The sequence below is a fragment of the Pseudomonas argentinensis genome, from assembly GCF_001839655.2.
GTDB classification, from domain to species: domain Bacteria; phylum Pseudomonadota; class Gammaproteobacteria; order Pseudomonadales; family Pseudomonadaceae; genus Aquipseudomonas; species Aquipseudomonas argentinensis_B.
On sequence record NZ_CP056087.1, the window covers coordinates 778,133 to 795,193 of the forward strand.

Below are 17,061 nucleotides of genomic sequence, written 5' to 3' on the forward strand. Positions count from 1 at the left end.
AATCCTGATGCTGCCTTACCCGAATATTGACCCGGTCGCCCTCGACCTGGGGTTCCTGCAGATTCACTGGTACGGCCTGATGTATCTGGTCGGCATCGGTGGCGCCTGGTTCCTCGCCTCGCGGCGCCTGCACGCCTTCGACCCGACCTGGAGCAAGGAGAAACTCTCCGACCTGGTGTTCTGGGTGGCGATGGGGGTGATCGTCGGTGGGCGCCTGGGCTACGTGCTGTTCTACGACCTGCCAGCCTATATCGCCAACCCGCTGCTGATTCTCGAAGTATGGAAGGGCGGCATGTCGTTCCACGGCGGCCTGATCGGCGTGATGCTGGCCACCCTGTGGTTCGCCAAGCGCAACGGCAAGAGCTTCTTCGAACTGATGGACTTCATCGCGCCGCTGGTGCCGATCGGCCTGGCCGCCGGGCGTATCGGCAACTTCATCAATGCCGAGTTGTGGGGCAAGGTCAGCGACGTGCCCTGGGCCATGGTGTTCCCGACCGGCGGGCCGGAGCCGCGCCATCCGTCGCAGCTGTATCAGTTCGCCCTGGAAGGCGTGGCGCTGTTCACCATCCTCTGGTTCTACTCGCGCAAACCGCGCCCGACCATGGCGGTCTCCGGCCTGTTCGCGGTGTGCTACGGCATCTTCCGCTTTATCGTCGAGTTCGTTCGCGTGCCCGATGCCCAGCTCGGTTACCTGGCGTGGGGCTGGCTGACCATGGGCCAGGTGCTCTGTGTACCGATGGTGCTCGCCGGCCTGGGCCTGATGGTCTATGCCTACAAGCGCCAGACCACTGTGGAGGTGGTGCGATGAAACAGTATCTCGACCTGATGCGCCATGTGCGCGACAACGGCACCTTCAAGGAAGACCGCACCGGTACCGGCACCTACAGCGTATTCGCTCACCAGATGCGCTTCGACCTGGCTGACGGCTTTCCCATCGTCACCACCAAGAAGTGCCACCTCAAGTCGATCATTCACGAGTTGCTGTGGTTCCTGCAGGGCGACACCAACATCAAGTACCTGAAGGACAACGGCGTACGCATCTGGGACGAGTGGGCCGACGAGAACGGTGACCTCGGCCCGGTGTACGGCTACCAGTGGCGCAACTGGCCGGCGCCGAACGGCGAGTCGGTCGACCAGATCAGCAAGCTGATCGAGATGATCAGGAAGAACCCGGACTCGCGTCGCCTGATCGTCTCGGCCTGGAACCCGGCGCTGGTCGAACAGATGGCCCTGCCGCCGTGCCACGCGCTGTTCCAGTTCTACGTGGCGGACGGCAAGCTGAGCTGCCAGCTGTATCAGCGCTCGGCCGATATCTTCCTCGGCGTGCCCTTCAACATCGCCAGCTATGCGCTGCTGACCTTGATGGTCGCCCAGGTCTGCGACCTGCAGCCGGGCGAGTTCATCTGGACCGGCGGCGACTGCCACCTGTACGCCAATCACCTGGAACAGGCCGACCTGCAACTGACCCGCGAGCCGCTGCCGCTGCCGACCATGAAGCTCAACCCGGAAGTGAAAGACCTGTTCGCCTTCAGGTTCGAGGACTTCGAGCTGGTCGGCTACGAAGCGCACCCGCATATCAAGGCGCCGGTGGCGGTCTGAGCCGCTTCCCGGGTATCGCTTCGCTCAACCCAGGCTACGCTAAGCAAAACCGTAGCCTGGGTTAGCCGAAGGCGTATCCGGGGATCAAATCGCTCACTTTCGTAGCGCGAAACGCTCGGCGATTTCCTCGATGCGTTCGCGTGGCCCGCTGAGTGTCCACTCGAACCAGTTGTCCCACTCCAGCCTCAGCTCTTCCAGGCCACGGCGCAGGCGGTAGCTGTCGTAGTCGATGCCTTTGTCGAACGCCAGCGGGCTGTATTGTGCGACCTGTCGCCAGCCCTCGGCCTTGAGGCTCTGCAGAATCCGGTTGCCGACCGCGGTGTCGATAGCTTCCAGGGTCACCTGATCGGCCGTATCCACCGGCTGCCGCTCCAGGCGACGGCGCTCCAGCCACTGGCGAAGTCTATCCAGCCGCCCACTCATGGCGATGGCCCCTTGCCCAGCCCCTCGGCCAGGTGGTCGATCAGCACCCGCAGCTTGGGCGGCAGGTGGCGGGTCGGGTGGTAGAGAATCCATGCGGTGCCCTGGTAGGAGCCGGTGTAGCGCCACTGCGGCAGCACCCGCACCAGCTCGCCGCTGGCCAGCGCCGCGGCGGCGGTGAAGTGCGGCAGGCAGGTGATGCCCAGGTGACCGAGCACCGCGTTCAGGCGCACTTCGCTGTGGTTGCTGGCGAAGCGGCCGCTCACCGCCACCACGCACTGCTCCGGCCCGTTGCTGAAATGCCAGCGGTGGTCGTCCGGGGTTTCATCCAGATACAGGCAGGCATGGCGCACCAGCTCGCCCGGGTGCTGGGGCGTGCCATGACGCTGCAGGTAGGTGGGGCTGGCACACAGCAGCTGCTGGACATTGCACAGCGGCCGACCCGCCAGGGTTGGCGGCGGCTGGTCGGTGATGCTCACCAGCAGGTCGAACTGCTCGCTGATCAAATCCGGGCTGCGGTCACTGAGGTTGAGGCTGACGTCCACTTCCGGGTAGCGCTGCAGAAAATCCTCGATAAGCGGCATCACCAGAAAACGACCGAAAGCCTTGGGCACGCTCAGGCGTACCCGGCCACGCGGTTGGCTCATCAGCCGCTCGCCCACATCCAGGGCGGCCTGGGCGGCGTCGAGCATGTCCTTGCAGCGCTCGAACACCTCGCTGCCGGCTTCGCTCAGGCGCAGGCGCCGTGTGGTGCGCTCCAGCAGCCGCACGCCGAGGGTCTGCTCGAGGTGGGCGATCTGCCGGCTCACCGCCGACGCCGTGCTGCCCTGCTGGCGAGCGGCGGCAGAGAAGCTGCCGGCCTCGACCACGCGCACGAAGATGGCCAGATAGGGAAGCAGTTGCGGTGTCAGATTCGTGCGCATGGGGAACAGGTCTTGTTCGAAGTTGACGGATTATCACGCCCAGGGACGCAATGGACAATGCGCGCCTCACCGATTGCAGGAAGTATCCCCATGTCCACCCTGGTTAGCCGTTCCCCGTCGCGCCTGCTGCAGGCCAGCGATGTGCTCTTGCTGCTGGTCGCCATGGTCTGGGGCACCAGCTATGGCGTGGCCAAGGAGGCGCTGGTGTTTTATCCGGTGCTGGGTTTTCTCGCCGTGCGCTTCTGCCTGACCTTCGTGATTCTGCTCCCGCAGTTGCGTGGCGAAGGGCGCCAGGCCTGGGCGCCGGGCATTCCGCTGGGCGGCGTGATGCTGGCGATCTTCCTGTGCGAAACCTATGGCGTGTTGCACACCTCGGCGAGCAATGCGGCGTTCCTGATCAGCCTGTGCGTGGTCATCACGCCGTTCGTGGAGTGGTTGATGTTCGACCGCAGGCCTGACTCGCGCCTGCTGCCAGCGGTTGCGCTGTCGCTGTTCGGCACCTGGCTGCTCAGCGGCGGCGTCGACCTGCAATTCAACCTCGGCGACGGCCTGATGCTGATGGCGGCGCTGCTGCGCGCCGTGCTGGTGTGCCTGACCGGGCGGCTGACCGCCCACACCCAGGTGCCGGCCCTGGCGCTGACCGCAGTGCAGACCGGGGTGATCGGTGTTGGCTGCCTGCTGCTTGGCGTAATCGTCCTGCCGGGCGGTTTGCCGGCACTGCCGACAGAGCCGGCGTTCTGGATCGGCACCCTGTACCTAGTGCTGTTCGCCACGCTGTTCGCCTTTTTCGTGCAGAACTACGCGCTGCGCCGCAGCAGCCCGACCCGGGTGTCGCTGTTGACGGGCAGCGAGCCGCTGTTCGGTGCGCTGTTCGCGGCGCTCTGGCTCAGCGAACAACTGAGCGTGCAGGCATGGATCGGCGGCTTGCTGATCGTCGCGGCGACGCTGTGGACCAGCCTGCTCAGGCGCTGAGTTGAGGTGATTGTTCGTGGTGGAAGGGTCGGGCCGCGTAGGTGAGGCGTCTTCCACCCTACGGGGCGATACCCACAGATGGTCGCGCGCATGGCGCGCTCCCACAGTCAAACGCCATTGCCAGGATGCAGATGGATGGCCAGCCACAGTGCGCCGTCGCTGGTGCGCTCCACCCGGTGCGCTGTGCCGGCGGGCAGAAACAGGTGATCGCCAGCGGTCAGCTCGACAGCTTCTCCCGCTACCGTCATGCGCGCTTCGCCGCGGGCCAGCAGCACCCATTCATCCTGCTCCTGCACGTAGTCAACCGACTCGATACGCGACGAGCTGAGGATGCGCTCGATCACCAGGTTGCGATGGCTCAGCAGGGTGTCGAAGCGCTCGCCCTGGGCAGGCGGCGCGCTGTCGTGGAACAGGTTGGCGATGGGCATCGGTCTGGGCTCGGGTTCAGCGGCGGCCGGGTCTGGGCACCCCGGCAACCAGCAGGTGGTGGTGATCACGGCAGTAGAGTTCCTCGTACCAGCCGTAATGCGGGTCGTTGCAATGGCCATGTTGCAGGCAGGCCGGCAGGTGCTTGAGGTCGCTCTTGAAATCCTCGCTCAGGGCGGCGAACAGCGAGTCCGGCTGCGGCCAGCCGGCGCGATGGGGCGCCTGGCCGAGGCTGTTGCCCAAACGCAGCTCGCGCTTGAGGATGGCGGCCAGCTCGCTACACAGGCTCATTTCGCGCTCGGCGGCGCGTCGATTTCCTTGGCCAGGCGCTCGACCTGTTCCAGTCGCTCGACCTGATCGAGGCGCGCGCCGGGGTTCAGCGACGACCACTCCGGCCGTGCCCGGGCGATACGCAGGGCGCCCGGCAGCTTGCCTTCGCGCCACTGGCTGTCCTGCAGGGCACCGAGGCGTACCGCTTCGACGGCCGCGTGGCCGCGTTGATCCAGCGCGGCCAGCAGGTGCTGCTGGCGCAGGGCGAGCAGGCGCAACACGGCGTCGTCGACGGTCAGCTCGCGTTGGCCCTGGAGCTTGCCCTTGAGGCGCGAACCGTAGTTGCGCAGGGTCTGCGCGCCGCCGCCGAGCAGCGCACCCGCCAGGGCAGCGGTGCCCAGGGTCAGGCCGCCGACCAGCAGGTCAACGCCCGCGCCGGCCGCTGCACCCGCCGCGGCGCCGCCACCCAGGCGGATGCCCAGTTGCTTGATGGTTTCCGGATTGAACAGGTCGTCGCCCCAGCGACCGTCCAGCAAGGGCAGGTCATCGGCGCGGGCGTCCTCGCGGCGAAAGGCGTACAGGCGCAGCAGGGCTTCCACGCAGCGCTGTTCACGCTGGCGCACCTGAGCGCGCAGCGCCTCGATGGCGCTCTTGGCCAGCTCCGGCTGGTTGGCGACGCTGCGCCGGCAGGCGGCGCAGTCGACCAGCAGCTCGGCGATCAGGCGCTTGGCGCTGCGGTGGCGGGCGACCCGCTGGGCTTCATGATCGTGGATCAGCCGTTGCAGTTGCGGGCGCGACTTCTCGTGCATCAGCGCCAGGCTTTCGTACAGGCGGCGCTCACCATCAAGCGGCGGCGCCACGCTGTCGAACCGCACCAGGGCATGCAGCCCCAGGCGTGCCAGGGCTTCGCGCCAGTCGTCTTCGCGGTGGTTGGCGCCCGCCACGAAATTCAGCACCGGCAGCAGCGGCCGACCACACATGGCCAGCACGTTCAGTTCGTCGCGGTACTTGGCCAGCACCGGCTCCCGGGCGTCGATCACGTACAGCCCGGCGTCCGAGGCCTGCAGCTGGCGCAGCACCTTGGCTTCCTGTTCGAAGCGCTGGCGCGCCTCGCTGCCTTCCATGAAGCGCGCCAGGCGCGCCGGGCCGTCGAGGCGTTCACCGGGGCGGTCCAACTGGTCGAGGTAGTCGAGCAGGGCGATGGCATCTTCCAGGCCCGGCGTGTCGTAGAGCTCCAGCAGCGCCTCGCCGTCCACCGACAGGCGTGCACCTTCGACATGGCGGGTGGTACTGGGGCGATGGGACACCTCGCCAAAGCCGACATCACGGGTCAGGGTGCGCAGCAGTGAGGTCTTGCCGACGTTGGTATGGCCGACCACGGCGAGTCGCAGGGCGGACTCAGGCGCGGAGCGAACAGTGCGCAGCGAGTCAGTCATGGCCAGTCTCCAGCCAGGTCAGGGGCGAGCTGTCCCGATGGGCCAGTTGCAGGTCGTCCAGCGCCTTGTGCCAGTCGCCAAGGCGCTCGCTGTCGAGGGTCTCGCCCCGGGGCGGCTGCAGCAGCCAGATACGGGTGGCGCCGGCGCAGCGGGCCAGCTCGGCGAGCAGCGCCAGGCTGCCGCGGTCCGGCGAGCGCCGCGGGTCGCAGGCAATGGCCAGGCGCGCGGGCGGAAAGCGGGTGAGCTGGTCGAGCAATTGGCGGCGTTGTTCGCGGCTGTCGATGATGCCGGCGTCGGCCACCGATTTGGGCAGCACCGGCGGCCAGGGGCGCCGGTCATCCAGCTCGATGGCCACCAGCAACGCACCGCTGCTGGTGTCGACGCCAGTAGCGGCCTGCACCTGATAAAGCTGCGCCGGCTCGGCATCGCAGACGCCCAGGCGCTCGCTGTTGGGTTGCAGGCGCTCGCGCAGCAGGTCGTAACCGGGCAGGTCGACGTCCAGTTGCAACTGTGACACACCGCTACGCCAGCGCCACAGGCACAGCAGCCCCAGCAGCAGGCGTGGCAGTACGCCATAGATCACCAGCACGCCGATCAGCCAGCCGGCCCAGGCATGGCGAGCGGCCTCCAGGGGCAGTGGGCTGTCGCCGCTGGCGCGGATGGTGGCGGCATCGGGTACCGGAAAACCGAGCAGGCCAGGCAGTGCGCCGAGGGCCTGGGTGAGGACGACGAAGGTGTCGCCGCCCAGCAGGGTGGTTTCCCAGACGAAGCCGTAGCGGCGGGTGGACAGCAGCGCCAGGAGCATCACCAGGGCGGTGCTCAGCGCCACCAGCCATAGCCCATGCACGGCCATGCCGACCAGCCAGCGATTGAGGCGCTGGCGACGCAGCAGCAGGACCAGGGCGGGGCCGGTGTGCAGCGCGCTGGCGTCACGGGCCAGTTTCTCGCTGAGCCACAGCCACAGGCGGCCGAGCACCGCGCCGTGGCCGCCGCCGAACAGCAGGCCGATCAGCCAGCCGAGCAACATCAGAACATGCAGGCCGAGCAGGCTGCCCAGGGCCCAGAACACGTTGACCGGCGTTTGCCCGTCGCCCAGCGCAGCTACCGCCAGGCCGGCGCCACTGGCCAGGGCCAGCAGGCCGAGCAGCAGCAGGGCCAGGCGCGCACCCTGCAGCCAGTGGCGCTGCGCCTGTTGCTGGCCATCACGTTCAGCCAGCAGCAGGGCCCGGGTTTCGATGCGGGTGGCCAGGTCACCGCCGGCCACCTGGGCGCGACGGTTGGCTTCGCTGTCTTCGAGCAGGCCGGCATGTTCTTCGCGCAGGCGCACGGCCTCGCAGAGCCAGAGGCGTTGCAGCTTGGGTAGGGACACGCGATCTCCCGGTGAGTGTCGGTCTCCGGGAGCATACCCGCTGCGTGGTGAATGACAACAGACCCTAGTGTTTGGCGGCGTCGCGCAGGCGCACGGCGATATCCGGCTGATCGATGAACAGCCCATCGATGCCGGTGGCCAGGAAGGCGCGCAGCTCGGTGTCGATATCGCCGCGTGCGGCCGGGTCGCTGCCACGCTGCAGATCAGTGGGCAGGAACTGGTTCTCGGCGCGGAAGGTATAGGGATGCACCACCAGGCCGGCGGCGTGGGCGTCGGCGACGAAGCGCGTCGGCTCGCCCAGGCTGCCGTCGGCCTTGCGCGGGATCACGTAGCCCTTGTCCGGGCCGACGCCGTTGGCGTATTCGGCGACCGCCTTGAGCCCGGCGGGCGTGGCCATCTGCTCGTAGGTCAGCGGGTTGCCCTGCACCACCTGGTCCTGGGGCTGGCCCTTGCCGTACAGCTGCACCAGGCGCAGCGAACCGAGCTGGCGCAGCGCCTTCAGGTTGCTGACTTCGAAGGACTGGATAAACACCGGCGCCCCTGCGTCGCGATAGCCGTTGCGGGCCAGGGTCTCGACCAGCGGTTTCTCCATGGCCAGGCCCAGGTCCTGGAAGTGCTGGGGATGCTTGGTCTCGATATACAGGCCGATCTCGCGGCCCTGGCTGACCTGCAGGGCCTTCACCAGGTCGATGATTTCCTGCAGGGTCGGGATCTCGAACTGGCCATCCAGGCGGGTGTTGCCCGGGCGAATATCGGGAATCCGCTCGATGGCGCGCAGGCGTTTCAGTTCGGCGGCGGTGAAGTCTTCGCTGAACCAGCCGTCGAGCTCGACGCCGTCGATGCTGGCCTTGCGTTTGCGGTCGGCGAATTCGGGGTGCCGGGCCACGTCGGTGGTCAGGCCCAGCTCGTTGTCGTGGCGGGCGAACAGCTGGCCGTCCTTGCTCATCACCAGGTCGGGCTCGACATAGTCGGCACCCTGCAGCACCGCGACCGCGTAGGCGGCGAGGGTGTGCTCGGGCAGGTAGCCGCTGGCGCCGCGGTGGGCGATGATCAGCGGTTTGCCGGCGTCGGCGCGTTTGGCAGAGGGGGCTGTCGGCTCTTGCGCGCTGGCGGTGAAGGGCAGGGCGAGCAGGGCGCTGAGCAGTAGCCGGCGGGGCTGGCGTAGGGGCATCGGGCATCTCTCCTGAGCGATGTTGGCTGATGGTTTGCCAACACTGCACCGACAAAGATGGCGCGACGATGACAATGCAGCAAGTCATGCGGGTCGATGGCGGGCTCTGCTATGCTCGTTGCCATGACCACTCGACTCCCCCTCTGCCTGATCGCCGCCCTCGCCGAAAACCGCGTGATCGGCCGCGATAACCAACTGCCCTGGCACCTGCCGGCGGACCTCAAGCACTTCAAGGCCAAGACCCTCGGCAAGCCGATCATCATGGGTCGCAAGACCTGGGATTCCCTGGGCCGGCCGTTGCCGGGCCGCCTCAATCTGGTGGTCAGCCGCCAGGTCGGCCTGATGCTCGAAGGCGCCGAAGTATTCGCCACGGTCGAGGCAGCCCACCAGCGCGCCGAGGCCTGGGCCAGGGAGCAGGGCGTCGATGAAGTGATGCTGATCGGCGGCGCGCAGCTGTACGAGCAGGCGCTGCCCGTTGCCGACCGCCTGTACCTGACCCGGGTGGCGCTGCAGCCGCAAGGCGATGCCTGGTTCCCGGCGTTCGACGAGGCGCAGTGGCAGCGTATCGAGCGCGACGAACAGCCGGCCACCGAGTCGGCGCCGGCGCACTGTTTCGAGACCTGGGCACGCCTTTAACCCGCTATCGCCCTGGGGTTAAACGCGTTTCGCCGCTTCGCTGGGCTCGGCCACCTGATCACGGTCATCGATGAATTCGGTGCGCGGCGAGCCGTCGGCGTTGAGCTGGAAAACGCGGCTGGGCTGGCCTTCGGCATTGAACAGCACCTGGCCGAGGCCGGCGGAGTTCCACAGGCGCTCGCCCGATTTGCTGTGCTTGGGGATATGCGGGAAGACCTGCATGCGCCGGCGCTTGGTCAGCCAGTTGAGCGGCGACCAGGGCGCGTACAGCCAGCGGTTGAGGCGGTCGAAGACGTCCAGCAGGCGGCGCGGGAATTCGTTCTTCACGCCGCTGCTGGTGATCTGCCAGATGGTCGGGCCGCGCGACCGGTGCCGTACCTTGATCTCGTAGAAGAACGAGTAGTGCACGTCGCCGGACAGCACCACGTAGTCCCGTGGCGTGCGCGAGTGGCGGAAGATGTTCATCATCACGCTGGCGGCGCCGCGGTGGGCCATCCAGTTTTCCGCATCGACCATCAGCGGATGGCCGGCCCAGCTGAATACCCGCTGCACGGCCTCGATCAGCTTGACCCCGAACATCGGTGCCGGCGAAACGATGATGGCGCTCGGGTGGTCGAGCAGGTTCTGCTGCAATTCGCTGAGCGCTTCCCAGTCGAGCAGGCCCGAAGGGCGCCTGAGGTTGCGCTCGCTGCGCCAGCGCCGGGTGCGGGTATCGAGCACCAGCAGCGCCGGGCTGCTGGGCAGCACGTAATGCCAGCGCTGGAAGCCCATCAGCTCATCGATCAGGCGATCCTGGGCCGGGCTGTCCAGGCCAATGCCCCTGGCCCGTTCGCACAGTGCCCGGGCATTGGCCAGGGGCTCGCTGAAGGCGTCGGGATCGTTGCCCCAGCCCTGGCACAGCAGGTAGCCGATCAGCGCGTTGCCGATGATGCGCTTGGAAAAGGGATGGCCGTAGGCGGTCTCCTCCCACTGGGCCGACAGGTTCCAGTCATCGGTGATGTCGTGGTCATCGAAGATCATCAGGTTCGGCAGGTGCGCCAGCACCCGCGCCACGTCACCGAGGCTGGCGACGAACGCGGCGATGCAGGCGCGCTCGCGGTCATAGCGCTGGGCATCCTCGGCGCTCAGCTCGGGCGCTTCGCGGTCGAGCAGCAACCAGGGCGTGGGCGACCACACCAACAGGTACATGGCCAGCACTTCGGCCAGGGTGACCAGGTGGTTGTCGGCATTGGCGCTGGTGAAAATGGGCTTTTCGCTGCCGCCGAAGAAGCGCTCGCGCAGGGTTTCGTTGCTCTTCAGCGCCGGCAGCAGGTCGGCGCGGTGGTAGTAGCTGGCCGGGTGGTCATAGAGATCGGCGCTGTCCTCGACGACCGCGCCTTCGAGTTTCTCGTGATGCAGGCCCAGGCGCTCGATCAACTGGTGGATGGCGCGCAGCATCGGCCCGGCGACATCGTCGACATACACCTGGTCACCACTGTGCATCAGCAGGGCTGGCCGCTCGCCCGGCGCATGGGGCGCCGCCAGCAGCCGATCGGCGCACAGCAGGCCATCGTTGGCGCCATGGTGTGGCTTGCGGCAGGAGCCATGCAGCAGGTGATCGATGCGCGAGCGCAGCACGAAGGTGGGTCGCCTCGCGCCGTCGTAGAGCAGGTGTGCGGCCCAGTCGGCGATGCCCTGCTGGCCGTCGACCAGCAGGTCGTAGGCGATGATCTCATCCTGGGGCAGGGGCGTGTCGAGGTGCAGGTCGATCAGGTGGATGACCGCATGCTCACCGACTGCCAGGCGTTGGCAGGCGTTTTCGTCCAGTGGGTGATCGCATTCGGCCCGGTCGCTCGGCGCCAGGCGCAAGGTCAGCTGCAGCGGGCGGCTGGCGGCCAGCCAGAGTACCAGGCGATCGGGCTCCAGCCGGCGCAGGAGTGGGCCGGCGAGGACGCTGGGCAGGGCGATGGGGTCAGAATCTGGCAACGGCATCCCGGATGGTTCGCGGCCGCTGGCTCAGCCAGCCGGCCTGGGGTTCGGAGAATCAATAAGGACATGGCGCTTGGCCATTGGTTCGGCTGTCACAAAAGCTTCATGCGTCAGTGCGCGGCCTCGCGCAGTGCGTGCAGATCGAGAATCTCGATCTCGCCGTAGGTCAGCTTGACGATGCCGCGGGCCTGCAACTCCTTGAGCACGCCATTGGCGGTCTGCCGGGAGATCGCCAGCATGGCCGCCAATTGCTCCTGGGACAGGTGGATGATGCGTCGCGGGCCCTGGCTTTCGCCATAGTCCTCGGCGATCAGCAGCAGGCGCCGCGCCAGGCGTTGTGCGGCGGGCAGCAGGCTGATCTCCTCGAGCGCGATAAAGGCCAGGCGCACCTTGTGGGCCATCAGCAGGGCGAGGTCGCGCCAATAGGCGGGATGGGCATCGAGCAGATTCAGCAGGCCCGCCTGGGGCACGTGCAGCAGGCTGCTGGCGCCTTCGGCAACGGCGTCGTGGGTGCGTGGCTGGCCGTCGAACAGGGCGATTTCCCCGAACCAGTGGGGCGCTTCCACCAGCACCAGCAAAGCCTCCTTGCCGTCGGCATCCACGCTGCCGACGCGCATGGCGCCGCTGAGCACGGCATACAGCCCGCTGGGCGCGTCGCCCCGGTTGAACAGGCGTTGCCCGGCCTCCAGGTTCAGCCTTCGGCCCTGGCTCAGCAACGCCTGCTGCAAGGCCTGCGGCAACGCGGCGAACCATTGGCCCTGAAGCAGGGTGTCGTGCAGATCGGTCATGAGGATCCCGCTTTGTCGGCTAGCTGACAGTGCTGCTGCGCGAGCCGCGCCATGATGAGGCGGTACGCACCCCGAGAGGATAACAACAATGAAAACCCTGGTGGATCACCTCGCCCAATACGCGGCCTACCACCGCGACCGGCGCAATATCGTCACCCACTTCGTCGGCATTCCGATGATCGTGCTGGCCGTCACCGTGCTGCTGTCGCGCCCGGGCCTGCTGCTGGGCGGCCTGTGGCTGTCGCCTGCGACCCTGGCTGCGCTGCTCAGCACGTTGTTCTATTTGCGCCTGGACCTTCGCTTTGGCATGGTGATGGGCGCCTTGCTGGGCTTGTGCCTGTGGTTCAGTGCCGGCCTGGCGATAGCCGGTACGGCGCTGTGGCTGAGCATGGGCCTGGGGCTGTTCGTGGTCGGCTGGATCATCCAGTTCATCGGTCATTACTACGAAGGCCGCAAGCCGGCGTTCGTCGACGACCTCTCGGGTCTGATCATCGGGCCGCTGTTCGTGGTCGCCGAAGCGGCCTTTCTGCTCGGCCTGCGCCAGGAGGTCGAGCATCAGGTGGTGGAGCGGGCCGGGCCGACGATGATTCGGCAGCGCGGGGTGGTTTGAGACGCCAACGTTTGCGGGCTATCTGTGGGAGCGGCGGGGATGCCTAGGGTCTGTTGACGTTTCAACGCGAGCCGCGTTGCCGCGAGAAATCTCGCCAGGCCGGGCGGCGATCCGCTAGGCGGAGGATGCAGGCAATGGACTAGCCGTCCGCGTTTTCCCTTGCCAAGTCCTCCAACAACGCATGGCGAGATTTCTCGCGCAACCTAGGCGGCCCCACCCGAAGGGCCGGGCCCGTTTTTGCGCGATGCGGCGTTACTCGATGGCTCATTTGGCCCACCAAACTTCGCATCTCGTGCCTTGCCTCGCGCAAAAACGGGCTCCGGCGCGGCCGTGCGTGAAACGTCAACAGACCCTAGTCCGTGCCCGCGAATCGCGCGCATGGCGCGCTCCCACAAAGTAGGGCGCGCGGATTTGCTTACTCTCGTACGGCGACCAGACCGGTTACCTCGAAAGAGCCGTCAGGCCCCAGTGCTCAGCGGCTTGCCGCCCTTGGGCTTGAAGTACAGGGTGGTGCCGCGGGCGAGGTTGTCGAGGCTGAGGTGATCCTTGGCGACTTCGGCTTCGATCAGCTCGTCCTGGCCCTCGACCTTCAGGGTGATGCGGGTGATGGCGCCAAGCAGGCGGATATCCCGCACTTCACCGGGCTGGTGACCGTCCAGCGCCTCGCTGGACAGGCTCACTTCGTGGGGGCGGAACAGCACGTGGTGATCGTCGCCGACGTACAGGCGGTTGGCGTCGCCGAGGAAGTGGTAGACGAAATCGCTGGCCGGCTTCTCGTACACCTCGGCCGGCGAGCCGATCTGCTCGACCACGCCCTTGTTCATCACCACGATGCGGTCGGCCACTTCCATGGCCTCTTCCTGGTCGTGGGTCACGAACACCGAGGTCAGGTGCACTTCTTCGTGCAGGCGCGCCAGCCAGCGGCGCAGTTCCTTACGCACCTTGGCGTCGAGGGCGCCGAAGGGTTCGTCGAGCAGCAGCACTTTCGGTTCCACCGCCAGGGCGCGGGCCAGGGCGATCCGCTGGCGCTGGCCACCGGACAGCTGTTCCGGGTAACGGTCGGCCAGCCAGTCGAGCTGCACCAGATCGAGCAGGTCGTGGACCTTCTTCTTGATCACGTTCTCGTTGGGACGCTCGCCCTTGGGCTTCATGCGCAGGCCAAAGGCGACGTTGTCGAACACCGTCATGTGGCGGAACAGGGCGTAGTGCTGGAACACGAAACCGACCTTGCGATCGCGCACGTCGTGCTCGGAAACGTCTTCGCCGTGGAACACGATATTGCCGCTGTCCGGGTTTTCCAGGCCGGCGATGATGCGCAGCAGGGTGGTCTTGCCGCAGCCGGACGGGCCGAGCAGGGCGACCAGCTCGCCGCTCTGGATGTTCAGGTTGATGTTATTGAGCGCATTGAACTGGCCAAAGTGCTTGTTGATACCGCTGACTTCGATACTCATGGTGTCTACCTGTTTCGGTCTGGTCGGTTCGCGCAAGGGCGCGGCGCCGGTGAAAGGGATTCAATCGTCGTTCGCCTTGAGCTGGCGGCTCAGGCGCGCTTCGCTCCACTGGCGCAGCAGCAGCACGATCAGGGCCATGACCAGCAACAGGATGGCCACGCTGAACGCGGCGACCATGTTGTATTCGTTGTAGAGAATCTCGATATGCAGCGGCAGCGTGTTGGTGTAACCGCGAATGTGCCCGGAAACCACCGATACCGCACCAAACTCGCCCATCGCCCGCGCGGTACACAACACCACGCCATAGACCAGCGCCCATTTTACGTTAGGCAGCGTGACATGCCAGAACATCTGCCAGCCGTTGGCGCCGAGCAGGCGCGCGGCCTCCTCTTCGGTGGTGCCCTGTTCTTCCATCAGCGGGATCAGCTCGCGGGCCACGAAGGGAAAGGTCACGAAGATGGTCGCCAGCACGATACCGGGTACCGCGTAGACGATCTGCAGGTCGTGGTCCTGCAGGTAGGGGGCGAGAAAACTCTGCGAGCCAAACAGCAGCACGTAGATCAGGCCGGCGACCACCGGCGACACCGAGAAGGGCATGTCGATCAGGGTGATCAGCAGGCTCTTGCCACGGAACTCGAACTTGGTCACCGCCCAGGCCGCGGCTACGCCGAACACCAGGTTGAGCGGCACCGAGATGGCGGTGGCCAGCAGGGTCAGCTTGAGTGCGGAAATGGCATCCGGCTCGCTGATCGCCTCCCAGAAGAATGCCAGGCCACGGCTCAGGCCCTGGCTCAGCACGATATACAGCGGCAGCAGCAGAATCACCGCGAATACCGCCCAGGCCACGACGATCAGGGCGATGGCGCCAGGGGAATGGCTCGCCGGGCGGGCCGCGTTCTTGCCAAGGGTTGCAAGGCTCATGACGGGCTCCTCAGAGTTGCGGCTGGATGCGGCGCTGCAGGATGTTGATCAGCAGCAGCAGGATGAACGAGACCACCAGCATGATCACGCCGATGGCCGTGGCGCCCGGGTAGTCGTACTGGTCCAGCTTGGAGACGATCAGCAGCGGCAGGATCTCGGTCTTCAACGGAATGTTGCCGGCGATGAACACCACCGAGCCGTACTCACCCACGCCACGGGCGAAAGCCAGGGCAAAACCGGTCAACCAGGCCGGCAACAGGCTGGGCAGCAGCACATGGCGAAACACCTGAAACGGCTTGGCGCCCAAACAGGCAGCGGCTTCTTCGACTTCCTTGGGAATGTCGGCCAGCACCGGCTGCAGGGTGCGCACCACGAAGGGCAGGGTCACGAACACCAGCGCCAGGGTGATGCCCAGGGGCGTGTAGGCGATCTTGAACGGGAACAGCGAGCCGATCAGGCCGTTGGGCGCGTACAGCGCGGTCAGGGCGATACCGGCCACGGCGGTGGGCAGGGCGAACGGCATATCGACCATGGCATCGATGATGCGCCGGCCCGGAAAGGTGTAGCGCACCAGCACCCAGGCGATGATGGTGCCGAGAATGCCGTTGAGCAGGGCAGCCGCCAGCGCGGTGCCGAACGACAGCTTCAGGGAGAACTGCAACTGGCGATTATTGAGCAGCGCCCACCACTGTTCAGCGGAGAGCTGCAGGGAGAACAGGAACATCGCTCCCAGGGGGATCAGCACGATCAACGCCAGGTAGGTGAGGGTGAAGCCCAGAGTCAGCCCGAAGCCGGGTATGACCGAGGAAGTTCGACGAGACATGGGGAGTCCTTTTGCTCAGGTCCACGGCAAAGCCCGCCATTGAGTCGCGCAATGGCGGGCCAGATCGATCAGCTGAACGTACAGGCCGTTGAAAAACGTAGGCGAGGCAGCCAGTGCAAGGCAAAAACAGGCGAAAAAGCGGAGTGTACGAGTAGTACATGAGCATTTTGAGTCTGTTTTTAACGCTGCGATGGCAACGCAGCTAGTTTTTCAACTGCCTGTTACTGGTTGATCTTCTGGAAGATCTTGTCGAACACGCCGCCGTCATCGAAATACTTCGGTTGCGCCTTGGCCCAGCCACCGAAGTCCTTGTCGATGGTGACCAGCTCCAGGTCCTGGAACTGGTCCTTGAACTCGGCCGCCACCTTGGCATCACGGGGGCGATAGAAGTTCTTCGCGGCGATGCGCTGGCCTTCTTCGCTGTACAGGTACTGCAGGTAGGCTTCGGCGGCCTTGCGGGTGCCCTTGCGGTCGACGTTCCTGTCGACCACGGCCACCGGCGGCTCGGCGAGAATGGACAGCGACGGGGTGACGATTTCCAGCCCGTCGCCGCCTTCTTCGGCCAGCGACAGGTAGGCCTCGTTTTCCCAGGCCAGCAGCACGTCGCCCAGGCCACGCTGCACGAAGCTGATGGTCGCGCCGCGGGCACCGGTGTCGAGCACCGGCGCGTGGCGGTACAGCTCGGTCACGTACTCCAGGGCCTTTTCGTCGCTGCCGTACTTCTTCTTGGCGTAGGCCCAGGCGGCGAGGAAGTTCCAACGGGCGCCACCGGAGGTTTTCGGGTTCGGGGTGATGATTTCCACGCCATCCTTGATCAGGTCATCCCAGTCCTTGATGCCTTTCGGGTTGCCCTTGCGCACCAGGAACACGATGGTCGAGGTGTACGGCGTGCTGTTGTCGGCCAGGCGCTTCTGCCAGTCCTTGTCGATCAGCGGCTGGTTGAGGTTCAGTGCGTCGATGTCGCCGGACAGTGCCAGGGTCACCACATCGGCCTGCAGGCCGTCGATCACCGCACGGGCCTGCTTGCCCGAACCGCCATGGGATTGCTGGATGGTCAGCGGTTCGTTGCCCAGTTCCTGCCAGTGCTTGTTGAAGGCCTTGTTGAATTCCACATACAGCTCACGGGTCGGGTCGTAGGACACGTTGAGCAGGGTCTGGGCGGAGACCGGGCCGGCAACCAGGGCGCTGGCAAGTGCAGCGAGTGCGAAACGGCGGATGGACATGGTGAAGCTCCTAAATGCTGAATACGTGTCTGGCGATGCGATGTCTGCTCTCTAG

Annotated in this window: 18 protein-coding genes; 5 read left to right on the forward strand and 13 right to left on the reverse strand. The window is 66.1% G+C overall.

Annotated features, from left to right (window positions below):
* Positions 1-7: 7 nt before the first annotated feature.
* Both lgt and SA190iCDA_RS03585 read left to right on the forward strand, forming a co-directional pair.
* The gene (gene lgt, locus SA190iCDA_RS03580; RefSeq protein ID WP_070885026.1) at positions 8-808 is read left to right on the forward strand and encodes a prolipoprotein diacylglyceryl transferase; all 801 of its coding nucleotides are present in this window, start codon (positions 8-10) and stop codon (positions 806-808) included.
* On the forward strand, positions 805-1,599 hold the full coding sequence (locus tag SA190iCDA_RS03585; protein ID WP_070885027.1) for a thymidylate synthase: 795 nt from the start codon (positions 805-807) through the stop codon (positions 1,597-1,599). Before lgt ends, SA190iCDA_RS03585 begins: the two co-directional genes overlap by 4 nt.
* Before the next feature lie 93 nt (positions 1,600-1,692).
* On the opposite strand, the gene SA190iCDA_RS03590 is transcribed toward SA190iCDA_RS03585, so the two are convergent.
* Both SA190iCDA_RS03590 and SA190iCDA_RS03595 read right to left on the reverse strand, forming a co-directional pair.
* Positions 1,693-2,022, reverse strand: a complete 330-nt coding sequence (locus tag SA190iCDA_RS03590; RefSeq protein WP_139159455.1) for a hypothetical protein — start codon at positions 2,020-2,022, stop codon at positions 1,693-1,695.
* Complete coding sequence (locus SA190iCDA_RS03595) at positions 2,019-2,942, reverse strand: LysR family transcriptional regulator (protein ID WP_070885028.1); 924 nt, start codon at positions 2,940-2,942, stop codon at positions 2,019-2,021. The genes SA190iCDA_RS03590 and SA190iCDA_RS03595 overlap by 4 nt, the downstream gene beginning before the upstream one ends.
* A 90-nt stretch (positions 2,943-3,032) precedes the next feature.
* On the opposite strand from SA190iCDA_RS03595, the gene SA190iCDA_RS03600 reads away from it, so the two are divergent.
* Positions 3,033-3,914 carry a DMT family transporter gene (locus SA190iCDA_RS03600; RefSeq protein ID WP_070885029.1) on the forward strand — a complete coding sequence of 294 codons (882 nt, stop codon included), beginning with the start codon at positions 3,033-3,035 and terminating at the stop codon, positions 3,912-3,914.
* Between the two features lie 107 nt (positions 3,915-4,021).
* Here the strand turns inward: SA190iCDA_RS03600 and SA190iCDA_RS03605 are convergent, their stop codons facing one another.
* The 5 genes from SA190iCDA_RS03605 to SA190iCDA_RS03625 form a co-directional block, all read right to left on the reverse strand.
* A complete protein-coding gene (locus SA190iCDA_RS03605; RefSeq protein WP_070885030.1) occupies positions 4,022-4,342 on the reverse strand; it encodes a cupin domain-containing protein in 321 nt (106 codons plus the stop codon).
* Between the two features lie 16 nt (positions 4,343-4,358).
* On the reverse strand, positions 4,359-4,631 hold the full coding sequence (locus SA190iCDA_RS03610; RefSeq protein ID WP_070885031.1) for a hypothetical protein: 273 nt from the start codon (positions 4,629-4,631) through the stop codon (positions 4,359-4,361).
* Entirely contained in the window at positions 4,628-6,046 is a 1,419-nt protein-coding gene (locus SA190iCDA_RS03615; RefSeq protein WP_070885032.1) for a GTPase/DUF3482 domain-containing protein, read from the reverse strand. Before SA190iCDA_RS03615 ends, SA190iCDA_RS03610 begins: the two co-directional genes overlap by 4 nt.
* Positions 6,039-7,415, reverse strand: coding sequence for a DUF2868 domain-containing protein (locus tag SA190iCDA_RS03620; protein ID WP_070885033.1), 1,377 nt, complete (start codon positions 7,413-7,415; stop codon positions 6,039-6,041). The genes SA190iCDA_RS03615 and SA190iCDA_RS03620 overlap by 8 nt, the downstream gene beginning before the upstream one ends.
* Positions 7,416-7,479: 64 nt before the next feature.
* Complete coding sequence (locus SA190iCDA_RS03625; RefSeq protein WP_070885034.1) at positions 7,480-8,586, reverse strand: glycerophosphodiester phosphodiesterase; 1,107 nt, start codon at positions 8,584-8,586, stop codon at positions 7,480-7,482.
* Positions 8,587-8,697: 111 nt separating this feature from the next.
* Here SA190iCDA_RS03625 and SA190iCDA_RS03630 point away from each other — a divergent pair, with 111 nt between their 5' ends.
* A complete protein-coding gene (locus SA190iCDA_RS03630) occupies positions 8,698-9,222 on the forward strand; it encodes a dihydrofolate reductase (RefSeq protein ID WP_070885035.1) in 525 nt (174 codons plus the stop codon).
* Between the two features lie 18 nt (positions 9,223-9,240).
* Here SA190iCDA_RS03630 and SA190iCDA_RS03635 read toward each other — a convergent pair whose 3' ends face one another.
* Together SA190iCDA_RS03635 and SA190iCDA_RS03640 are read right to left on the reverse strand one after the other, a co-directional pair.
* Positions 9,241-11,193, reverse strand: coding sequence for a hypothetical protein (locus SA190iCDA_RS03635; protein WP_070885036.1), 1,953 nt, complete (start codon positions 11,191-11,193; stop codon positions 9,241-9,243).
* A gap of 107 nt (positions 11,194-11,300) precedes the next feature.
* Complete coding sequence (locus tag SA190iCDA_RS03640; protein WP_070885037.1) at positions 11,301-11,978, reverse strand: Crp/Fnr family transcriptional regulator; 678 nt, start codon at positions 11,976-11,978, stop codon at positions 11,301-11,303.
* An 88-nt stretch (positions 11,979-12,066) separates the two neighbouring features.
* Between SA190iCDA_RS03640 and SA190iCDA_RS03645 the strand changes: the two genes are divergently transcribed.
* On the forward strand, positions 12,067-12,588 hold the full coding sequence (locus tag SA190iCDA_RS03645) for a DUF962 domain-containing protein (RefSeq protein ID WP_070885038.1): 522 nt from the start codon (positions 12,067-12,069) through the stop codon (positions 12,586-12,588).
* A gap of 458 nt (positions 12,589-13,046) precedes the next feature.
* Here the strand turns inward: SA190iCDA_RS03645 and SA190iCDA_RS03650 are convergent, their stop codons facing one another.
* The 4 genes from SA190iCDA_RS03650 to SA190iCDA_RS03665 all read right to left on the reverse strand — a co-directional run bounded on the left by SA190iCDA_RS03650 (position 13,047) and on the right by SA190iCDA_RS03665 (position 17,006).
* A complete protein-coding gene (locus SA190iCDA_RS03650) occupies positions 13,047-14,039 on the reverse strand; it encodes a sulfate/molybdate ABC transporter ATP-binding protein (protein WP_070885039.1) in 993 nt (330 codons plus the stop codon).
* A 60-nt stretch (positions 14,040-14,099) separates the two neighbouring features.
* On the reverse strand, positions 14,100-14,960 hold the full coding sequence (gene cysW, locus SA190iCDA_RS03655) for a sulfate ABC transporter permease subunit CysW (RefSeq protein ID WP_070885040.1): 861 nt from the start codon (positions 14,958-14,960) through the stop codon (positions 14,100-14,102).
* A gap of 10 nt (positions 14,961-14,970) precedes the next feature.
* Positions 14,971-15,783 carry a sulfate ABC transporter permease subunit CysT gene (gene cysT / locus SA190iCDA_RS03660; protein WP_070885041.1) on the reverse strand — a complete coding sequence of 271 codons (813 nt, stop codon included), beginning with the start codon at positions 15,781-15,783 and terminating at the stop codon, positions 14,971-14,973.
* A 221-nt stretch (positions 15,784-16,004) separates the two neighbouring features.
* Positions 16,005-17,006, reverse strand: coding sequence for a sulfate ABC transporter substrate-binding protein (locus SA190iCDA_RS03665; RefSeq protein WP_070885042.1), 1,002 nt, complete (start codon positions 17,004-17,006; stop codon positions 16,005-16,007).
* Between the last annotated feature and the right edge of the window lie 55 nt (positions 17,007-17,061).

What these genes read in the sequence shown, in the direction of transcription:
- lgt (WP_070885026.1), top strand. Translation starts at nt 8, where the DNA reads ATGCTGCCTTACCCGAATATTGACCCGGTCGCCCTCGACCTGGGGTTC.
- SA190iCDA_RS03585 (WP_070885027.1), top strand. Translation starts at nt 805, where the DNA reads ATGAAACAGTATCTCGACCTGATGCGCCATGTGCGCGACAACGGCACC.
- SA190iCDA_RS03590 (WP_139159455.1), bottom strand. Translation starts at nt 2,022, where the DNA reads ATGAGTGGGCGGCTGGATAGACTTCGCCAGTGGCTGGAGCGCCGTCGC.
- SA190iCDA_RS03595 (WP_070885028.1), bottom strand. Translation starts at nt 2,942, where the DNA reads ATGCGCACGAATCTGACACCGCAACTGCTTCCCTATCTGGCCATCTTC.
- SA190iCDA_RS03600 (WP_070885029.1), top strand. Translation starts at nt 3,033, where the DNA reads ATGTCCACCCTGGTTAGCCGTTCCCCGTCGCGCCTGCTGCAGGCCAGC.
- SA190iCDA_RS03605 (WP_070885030.1), bottom strand. Translation starts at nt 4,342, where the DNA reads ATGCCCATCGCCAACCTGTTCCACGACAGCGCGCCGCCTGCCCAGGGC.
- SA190iCDA_RS03610 (WP_070885031.1), bottom strand. Translation starts at nt 4,631, where the DNA reads ATGAGCCTGTGTAGCGAGCTGGCCGCCATCCTCAAGCGCGAGCTGCGT.
- SA190iCDA_RS03615 (WP_070885032.1), bottom strand. Translation starts at nt 6,046, where the DNA reads ATGACTGACTCGCTGCGCACTGTTCGCTCCGCGCCTGAGTCCGCCCTG.
- SA190iCDA_RS03625 (WP_070885034.1), bottom strand. Translation starts at nt 8,586, where the DNA reads ATGCCCCTACGCCAGCCCCGCCGGCTACTGCTCAGCGCCCTGCTCGCC.
- SA190iCDA_RS03630 (WP_070885035.1), top strand. Translation starts at nt 8,698, where the DNA reads ATGCTCGTTGCCATGACCACTCGACTCCCCCTCTGCCTGATCGCCGCC.
- SA190iCDA_RS03635 (WP_070885036.1), bottom strand. Translation starts at nt 11,193, where the DNA reads ATGCCGTTGCCAGATTCTGACCCCATCGCCCTGCCCAGCGTCCTCGCC.
- SA190iCDA_RS03640 (WP_070885037.1), bottom strand. Translation starts at nt 11,978, where the DNA reads ATGACCGATCTGCACGACACCCTGCTTCAGGGCCAATGGTTCGCCGCG.
- SA190iCDA_RS03645 (WP_070885038.1), top strand. Translation starts at nt 12,067, where the DNA reads ATGAAAACCCTGGTGGATCACCTCGCCCAATACGCGGCCTACCACCGC.
- SA190iCDA_RS03650 (WP_070885039.1), bottom strand. Translation starts at nt 14,039, where the DNA reads ATGAGTATCGAAGTCAGCGGTATCAACAAGCACTTTGGCCAGTTCAAT.
- cysW (WP_070885040.1), bottom strand. Translation starts at nt 14,960, where the DNA reads ATGAGCCTTGCAACCCTTGGCAAGAACGCGGCCCGCCCGGCGAGCCAT.
- cysT (WP_070885041.1), bottom strand. Translation starts at nt 15,783, where the DNA reads ATGTCTCGTCGAACTTCCTCGGTCATACCCGGCTTCGGGCTGACTCTG.
- SA190iCDA_RS03665 (WP_070885042.1), bottom strand. Translation starts at nt 17,006, where the DNA reads ATGTCCATCCGCCGTTTCGCACTCGCTGCACTTGCCAGCGCCCTGGTT.